Source organism: Brevundimonas diminuta 3F5N (genome assembly GCF_900163625.1).
Classification (GTDB): Bacteria; Pseudomonadota; Alphaproteobacteria; order Caulobacterales; family Caulobacteraceae; genus Brevundimonas; species Brevundimonas diminuta_A.
This window is the reverse complement of sequence record NZ_FUIE01000012.1, coordinates 21,889-28,561: the sequence shown is the minus strand read 5'-3', so window position 1 is coordinate 28,561 and position 6,673 is coordinate 21,889. Positions and strand designations below refer to the sequence as shown.

Here is a 6,673-nt window from a genome sequence, read left to right as displayed (position 1 = left end):
TTGCTCGTAAGCCTCATGAACCGGGCCTCATGAATCGGGGATGAAGGGCGGCGTCTGCGGCGTGAACTGGCCAGCCGCATCGATCACCTGTGGGCCATCGCCGAGCGGCGTCGCGTCCGCTGGGCGACGCCGCCCTTCATCCCCGATTCATGAGGCCCGGTTCATGAGGCTTACGAGCAACATGGCCGCGCGGCTTCGAGCTTGGCCGCAAAATCGGATGCGACCTTGCGGCGAAAATGCGGCATGGTGCGTTCAGGAGAGACGCCGATGACCAAGTCCAGCAATGAATCCGACGCCCGCGCCGCCCTGCGCGTGGTCTCCTCGCCGGAAGCCGAGGTCTATGACCTGATGCGCGCGCCCGAAACCACCGCCGAACGGGTCAAGCGCCTGCAGGCTGAAGCCCGCGCCCTGGCGCTCGAACAGGTCGAGGCCCTCGAGGTCGCCCTGTGCAAGGCCGCCGACATGGCCAAGGAGATCGCCGACGGCGGCGACGCCTATCCCGTCGGCGCCCGCGAACTGGCCGCGCGGCTGGTCCAGGATCTGCCCGCCAAGGCCGAGACCATGAAGGCCATCGTCGCCAAGAGTCATCCTTGATTTAAGGGCGCTATCGCTCGCGACCCGGTCGCTCGCTGGTTGAGCGCCTGCGCGAAGCGCCAGGCCGCGTCGGGTCGACCCGAAGGGCGGCGCGAAGCAGCCACAAGGCGCAGCCTTTTGACCGCGGCCCGCTAGGAACCGAGTACGTCTTCGTACTCGGGATGGCGCTTCAGCCAGGCCACAGCGTAGCTGCAGTGCGGGATCAGGGTCAGCTTCTCGGCGCGGGCGTGCTCGGCCAGGGCCTGCATGAAGCGACCCGCCGCGCCCGTGCCGCGCAGGGCCGGGTGCGCCTCGACGTGCAGGATGACGCGGGCGTGGCCGCGCACCGCATACTCGGCCCAGACGGGATGCTCGGTTCCATCTGCGTCGGCGAACAACTGCTGGAAACGGCGGTCGGCGGCGTGGTCTTTGAAGGCGGGCACGGCGGCTCCTCCCGAGTGCGGTTAGATCAGGCCGGCCGATCGTTCAGCAGGGCCATCAGACCCAGAACGCTTTTCACCGTGAACCAGATCGACACCAGCAGCAAAAGAAGTCCGGAGACCAGGAGAACCGGGAGGCCGATCAAGAAAGGCGACGTGACGAGGCCGATGATGAACAACACCCACAGGACGGCGCTGATCCAGAACACCGACCAGAACAGCCTGATCTGCGCCTCGACGTGCTGGGCCGCCAGCCCGGTCGCCGAGCCCCGGTTCATATAGGCCAGCACCAGGCCGACCAGCACCAGCAGGTTCGCGCTGGGGATCGACAGGATGTAGAGGATCCACGCCACCACGGCGCCGTCTCGGCCCGCGACCGGCGCGGCGGGGTTCTGATCGCTCATGACGGCGGGCCTTTCAGTAGAAGAAACGACGCGGCTCGGCGATGGCCTGGCCCGTCAGCAAGTCCTTCAGTCCCAGGGCGCCGCGCACGATGGTCCACACCGCCATGACGAACAGGACGAAGACCCCGACGTTGACCAGGATCAACACCGCCCCGGCGATGATGGCGACCACCGCCGCCAGCAAGGTCCGCTGCTGGAAGACGAAGTGGCTGCGCAACACCGGATCGACCGGCGCAGGCCGACGCCACACGCGCAACAGGCCTATCGCCGCCGCCACGCCGAAGGTCGGCGCCGCCAACAGGATCAGCGCATAACCGGCGTAAAGCCCCGCCAGATCGGCGGGCGCCGCTTCGGCGTTCGTGCTGCTGCTGTAATCGCCGGACTGGACCATCGGAACCTCTTGTCAGGCCGGGATGATGGCGGGACGGACGGCCCCGCGCAACCGGCCTCAGCGCGAATAGGCGACTTCGCAGGCGGCGGCCGCCGCATCGGGAATGGCGCCGGGCTTCTCGACCCGCACGACGACGTTCAGCACGCGCGGGTCGGCCAGGCAGGCGACAGCGGTGCGCTCGGCGAAAGTCTCGATCAGGGCGATGTGCGGCCCCGCAGCCAGCTCGCGCACGATGCGGGCCACGCCGTCGTAATCCAGCGTTTCGGCCAGCCGCTCGACCGGAGCGGCGCCCAGGTCCAGTTCGACATCCACCACCAGCGGCTGCAACCGCCCATGCTCATGGTCGTAGAAGCCGATCGAGGCCTCGACCTTCAGGGCGCGGACCATGACCTTCAGGCCCAGGCGGCGCGGCTCGACGGACGGCAGGGGGGTGACGACGGCGCTCAAGACCAGGTCTCCGGCGGCAGAAGATCATTGATGCTGAAATCGGCCCGGTCGCACCAGGCGCCCAGCTCCCAGGCCCGCTCCGCCTCGGTCAGACCGCGCGTCAGAACGGTATTGGTCGGCGTCTCTTCGATGGCCAGTTCGGCCAGCCGGAAGGGCAGGCTCTCGGCCGACAGGATGACCTCCAGCTTGCGCCACAGGGCGATGACCAGGGCCTCGGTCGTCGGGTCGCCGTCCACGGTCAGCACCTGGTTCAGGCGATGCGGTTCGTGCTGCTGGAACCAGGCCAGCAGGGGGTCGGCGCGATTCAGTTGAAAGGCGTGATCCAGACTGCGGTCGACGAAACCGTGCCAGCGCGCCTTCAGCCGCTCGAACGAAGCCGCATGGTTTGCGGCGCCGAAGGCGATCTCGGCGGTCGGCTCCAACGTCACCGTCACGAACTCATTGTGCCCATGCGGCACGGCGCACTTCGACCCCGCATCGGCGATCAGCCGGTGCGCCATCGAGAAGCGGCGAGTGAAACGGACAGCGGGCATGAAGGTCTCAGGATGAACGGCGGCAGCTAAAGCACCAACCTATCGGCAAATAAAGGTCATGTGGCGGCGAACGCCCTCAGGCGAACTCCAGATCGCGGTCGCGGCGGGTCAGGCCGGCCCCGGCGTCCACCACCAGATTCTGGCCGGTCAGGCTGCGCGCCGTCAGGATGAAGGTCAGGGCCGCCGCCAGATCCTCGACCGCCACCGGCCGCTTCAGCGGCGTGGCCTCGGCCCCGGCCAGATAATCGGCCTCGGGCCAGCCGGCCGAGGGCAGGGTCAGGCCCGGCGCGATGCCGCAGACCCGGATGCGCGGCGCCAAGGCGAGGGCCAGGGCTCCGGTCATATGGGCGATGCCCACACGGCTGACGGTATAGGAGAAGAAGTCGGGGTTCGGCGCCGTGACCTTATAGTCCAGCATATTGACCACCACGCCCTCGTCCCCGTCAGGCAGGCGCGCGGCGAAGTCGCGGATCAGGGCCAGGGGCGCCAGGACATTGACCTCGTGATGAAGGCGCAGGTCCGCCTCCTGGAAGGTCTCCAGCTGGTCATAAACAAACAGGGAGGCGTTGTTGACCAGCACCCGCAACGGCCCGAAGGCGGCGGCCTGATCCATCAGGGCGGCGCGCGCCCCGGCGTCCGTCAGCTCGGCCTGAACGGCGACGGCGCGCCGCCCCAGACCCTCGATGGCCCGGACCACGGCCTCGGCCCCCTGCGCGTCCGAACGGTAGTGGACGACGACGTCATAGCCCGCCTGGGCCGCCGCCTTCGCCAGCACCGCCCCGATCCGGCGCGAGGCGGCCGTGACCAGCGCCACGCCCCTGGACTGAGCCAGCGAAGGGGCGTCAGCCGACCTGGAGTCAGTCAACCCGGCCGAACTCGAAGTAGTTGAAGGCGGCGACGACGGCGATGAAGGCGAAGATGGTGGCGATGGCCAGCATGAGAGGTCTCCTGTTCCGCCCCCGAATAGGGGCAAGCGCGCCCCTGTTCAAGCCGCCCGGCGACAGCCTATCGTTCCCGCATGGCAAACTGGCGTACCCGCATTGAACCCTTCACCCGGCCGCTGTTCTTCATATGGTCGCGGATGAGCCGGGGCATGACGCTGGGCGTGCGCGGCGCAGCAGTCGACGGCGAGGGCCGGGTGCTGCTGGTCAAGCACACCTATCTGGAGGGCTGGTGGCTGCCCGGCGGCGGGGTGGACAAGGGCGAGACGACGCAAGACGCCGTCATCCGCGAACTGCGCGAAGAGGCCGGGTTGATCGTCAGGGGCGAGCCGCACCTGCTGTCGGTCCATTCCAACGAACGCTTCTTTCCGGGAGATCACGTCCTGGTCTACCGCATCGACGTCTTCGACATGACCGAGCGGACCAGCCACGGCGAGATCGCCGAGATCGGCTGGTTTCATCCGAACGCCCTGCCCGAGGACACGACCCGCGCCACCCGCGACCGCCTGGCCGAGATCTTCGGCGGCGTCGCGCCCGATCCGAACTGGTGAGACCGCCGATGCAGCTTCCCGTCCTCGCCCTGTTGGCCATGGTCATCGGCGGCGCCGCCACCGCCCTGCAGGGGCCGACCAATGCGCGGCTGGCTTCCGCCGTCGGTTCGCCGGTCAATGCAGCCTTCGTCTCCTTCTTCGTCGGGACGGTGGCGCTGGGCGTGCTGGCGATGACTTTGCAGGCGCGGCCGGACGTGCAGGCGATGAAGGCCCTGCCCGCCTGGGCCTGGCTGGGCGGACTCTACGGCTGCGTCTTCGTGGTGGCCGCCGCCTGGGGCGTGCCCAAGATCGGCGTGGCGCTGACCATCACCCTGATGGTGGCGGGCCAGCTGGCGTTGAGTCTGATCCTCGACCATTTCGGCGTCATGGGCGTGCCGCAGCAGCCGATCAGCCTGACCCGCATCGCCGGAGTGCTGCTGGTGATCGGCGGGGTGCTTCTGGTCCGGCGCGGCTGAGCCTATATCTCGCCTGATGACCGACCCGACGCCCGACATTCCGGAGACGCCCGACTCGCAGGCGAACGCCCTTCCGCTTCAGGCCGCCGAACTGATCGCGGACGAGGCCCGGCGCGCGCCCGACAAGCCCGGCGTCTATCGCATGTACGGCGAGGACGGCGCCTGCCTCTATGTCGGCAAGGCCAAGTCGTTGAAGAAGCGGGTGGTGCAGTATGCGCAAGGGCGGTTCCACACCCAGCGCATCGGCCTGATGGTGTCGCTGACCCGCTCGATGGAGCTGGTGGTCACGGCGTCCGAGACCGAGGCCCTGCTGCTCGAATCCAACTTCATCAAGAAGCTGAAGCCGCGCTTCAACGTCCTGCTGCGCGACGACAAGTCCTTCGCTGAACTGATGATCCGTCGCGACCACCGCGCCCCTCAGGTCCGCAAGCATCGCGGTGCCCACACCATTCCTGGCGACTATTTCGGCCCCTTCGCTTCGACCTGGGCGGTCAACCATACGCTGAACACGCTGCAGAAGGCCTTCCTGCTGCGGTCCTGTTCGGACAGCGTTTATGAGACGCGTACCCGCCCCTGCATGCTGCACCAGATCAAGCGCTGCTCAGCGCCCTGCACCGGGCTGATCTCGCTTGAGGACTACGGCGATCTGGTCACCGAGGCCGAACAGTTCCTGCGCGGCAAGTCGCGCGCCGTCATCGGCCGCCTGTCGCAGGAGATGCAGGCCGCCTCCGACGACCTCGACTTCGAGACCGCCGCCCGCGTGCGCGACCGCATCCGCGCCCTGTCGGCCATCGCCATGGAGAACAGCGTCAACGCCGAAGGCGTGGCCGAGGCCGACGTCTTCGCCCTGCACGCCGAGGGCGGTCAGGCCTGCGTTCAGGTCTTCTTCTATCGCGCAGGCCAGAACTGGGGCGGCCGCGCCTATTTCCCGCGCGTGGACAAGACCGACAGCGACCCGGAAATCCTCGCCGCCTTCCTGGGCCAGTTCTATGAAGACAAGCCGGTTCCGCGCCTGATCCTGTCCAACGTCCGCCCGCATGAACTGGAACTGCTGGAGGAAGCCTTCAGCATGAAGGCCGAGCACCGGGTCGAGATCGCCCGCCCCCAGCGCGGCGGCAAGGCCAGCCTGGTCGACCACGCCCTGACCAACGCCCGCGAGGCCCTAGGCCGCAAGCTGGCCGAGAACTCGGCGCAGGGCAAAATCCTCGACGAGGTGTGCGAGGCCTTCGGTCTGGACGCCCGGCCCGAGCGGATCGAGGTCTATGACAACGCCCACATTCAGGGAACGAACGCCGTCGGCGGCATGATCGTCGCGGGGCCGGAGGGCTTCCGCAAGAACCAGTACCGCAAGTTCAACATCAAGGGCGAAGACCTGAGCCCCGGCGACGACTACGGCATGATGCGCGAGGTCATGCGCCGCCGCTTCGGCAAGCTGGTCAAGGACGAAGAGGCCGGCGAGGCGGTCGAGCGCCCCGATCTGCTGCTGATCGACGGCGGAGCGGGCCAGCTGGCCGAGGTGCTGGCCGTCATGGCCGATCTGGGCGTCGACGACATCGCCGTGGTCGGCGTGGCCAAGGGACCGGACCGCGATGCGGGGCTGGAGAAGTTCTTCATGCCCGGCAAGGCGCCTTTCATGCTGCCGCTGAAAAGCCCCGCCCTCTACTACCTGCAGCGGCTGCGGGACGAGGCGCACCGCTTCGCCAACGGCGCCCACGCCAAGCGCCGCTCCATGGACATCAAGAAGAACCCGTTGGACGAGATCGAGGGCGTCGGGCCGGGGCGCAAGAAGGCCCTGCTGCACGCCTTCGGCTCTGCCAAGGGCGTCAGCCGCGCCTCGGTCGCCGATCTGATCAAGGTCACCGGCGTCAATCAGTCGCTGGCCGAACGCATCCACGGCTTCTTTCACAAGTCCTGACAGACGAAGATTTCGGGTTGAGC

General features: G+C 67.9%; 10 protein-coding genes. 4 read left to right on the top strand and 6 right to left on the bottom strand.

The window, feature by feature from the left end:
- Window positions 1-267 precede the first annotated feature (267 nt).
- Window positions 268-594 carry a hypothetical protein gene (locus tag FM111_RS01660; RefSeq protein WP_087138999.1) on the top strand — a complete coding sequence of 109 codons (327 nt, stop codon included), beginning with the start codon at window positions 268-270 and terminating at the stop codon, window positions 592-594.
- A 131-nt stretch (window positions 595-725) separates the two neighbouring features.
- Here FM111_RS01660 and FM111_RS01655 read toward each other — a convergent pair whose 3' ends face one another.
- From FM111_RS01655 to FM111_RS01630, 6 genes are all read right to left on the bottom strand, one after another.
- Window positions 726-1,016, bottom strand: a complete 291-nt coding sequence (locus tag FM111_RS01655) for a GNAT family N-acetyltransferase (RefSeq protein WP_087138997.1) — start codon at window positions 1,014-1,016, stop codon at window positions 726-728.
- 26 nt (window positions 1,017-1,042) lie between these two features.
- On the bottom strand, window positions 1,043-1,417 hold the full coding sequence (locus FM111_RS01650; RefSeq protein WP_087138996.1) for a hypothetical protein: 375 nt from the start codon (window positions 1,415-1,417) through the stop codon (window positions 1,043-1,045).
- Window positions 1,418-1,430: 13 nt separating this feature from the next.
- Entirely contained in the window at window positions 1,431-1,808 is a 378-nt protein-coding gene (locus tag FM111_RS01645) for a serine/threonine protein kinase (RefSeq protein WP_087138995.1), read from the bottom strand.
- A 57-nt stretch (window positions 1,809-1,865) separates the two neighbouring features.
- Window positions 1,866-2,255 (bottom strand): dihydroneopterin aldolase, encoded by a 390-nt coding sequence (folB, locus tag FM111_RS01640; protein WP_087138994.1) that lies wholly within the window; start codon window positions 2,253-2,255, stop codon window positions 1,866-1,868.
- Window positions 2,252-2,788 carry a 6-pyruvoyl trahydropterin synthase family protein gene (locus FM111_RS01635; RefSeq protein WP_087138993.1) on the bottom strand — a complete coding sequence of 179 codons (537 nt, stop codon included), beginning with the start codon at window positions 2,786-2,788 and terminating at the stop codon, window positions 2,252-2,254. The genes folB and FM111_RS01635 overlap by 4 nt, the downstream gene beginning before the upstream one ends.
- A 76-nt stretch (window positions 2,789-2,864) precedes the next feature.
- Window positions 2,865-3,653, bottom strand: a complete 789-nt coding sequence (locus FM111_RS01630) for an SDR family NAD(P)-dependent oxidoreductase (RefSeq protein WP_179204984.1) — start codon at window positions 3,651-3,653, stop codon at window positions 2,865-2,867.
- A gap of 153 nt (window positions 3,654-3,806) precedes the next feature.
- Between FM111_RS01630 and FM111_RS01625 the strand changes: the two genes are divergently transcribed.
- Genes FM111_RS01625 through uvrC form a run of 3 tightly spaced genes read left to right on the top strand, consistent with a single transcriptional unit; the run spans window position 3,807 to window position 6,650 of the window.
- Complete coding sequence (locus FM111_RS01625; protein WP_087138991.1) at window positions 3,807-4,280, top strand: NUDIX domain-containing protein; 474 nt, start codon at window positions 3,807-3,809, stop codon at window positions 4,278-4,280.
- An 8-nt stretch (window positions 4,281-4,288) separates the two neighbouring features.
- The gene (locus tag FM111_RS01620) at window positions 4,289-4,735 is read left to right on the top strand and encodes a DMT family transporter (protein WP_087138990.1); all 447 of its coding nucleotides are present in this window, start codon (window positions 4,289-4,291) and stop codon (window positions 4,733-4,735) included.
- A 16-nt stretch (window positions 4,736-4,751) separates the two neighbouring features.
- Window positions 4,752-6,650 carry an excinuclease ABC subunit UvrC gene (gene uvrC / locus FM111_RS01615; protein WP_087138989.1) on the top strand — a complete coding sequence of 633 codons (1,899 nt, stop codon included), beginning with the start codon at window positions 4,752-4,754 and terminating at the stop codon, window positions 6,648-6,650.
- Window positions 6,651-6,673: the final 23 nt, after the last annotated feature.

Bases quoted from the DNA above. Each gene is read 5' to 3' on its own strand.
- FM111_RS01660 (WP_087138999.1), top strand. From the start codon at position 268: ATGACCAAGTCCAGCAATGAATCCGACGCCCGCGCCGCCCTGCGCGTG.
- FM111_RS01650 (WP_087138996.1), bottom strand. From the start codon at position 1,417: ATGAGCGATCAGAACCCCGCCGCGCCGGTCGCGGGCCGAGACGGCGCC.
- FM111_RS01645 (WP_087138995.1), bottom strand. From the start codon at position 1,808: ATGGTCCAGTCCGGCGATTACAGCAGCAGCACGAACGCCGAAGCGGCG.
- FM111_RS01635 (WP_087138993.1), bottom strand. From the start codon at position 2,788: ATGCCCGCTGTCCGTTTCACTCGCCGCTTCTCGATGGCGCACCGGCTG.
- FM111_RS01625 (WP_087138991.1), top strand. From the start codon at position 3,807: ATGGCAAACTGGCGTACCCGCATTGAACCCTTCACCCGGCCGCTGTTC.
- FM111_RS01620 (WP_087138990.1), top strand. From the start codon at position 4,289: ATGCAGCTTCCCGTCCTCGCCCTGTTGGCCATGGTCATCGGCGGCGCC.
- uvrC (WP_087138989.1), top strand. From the start codon at position 4,752: ATGACCGACCCGACGCCCGACATTCCGGAGACGCCCGACTCGCAGGCG.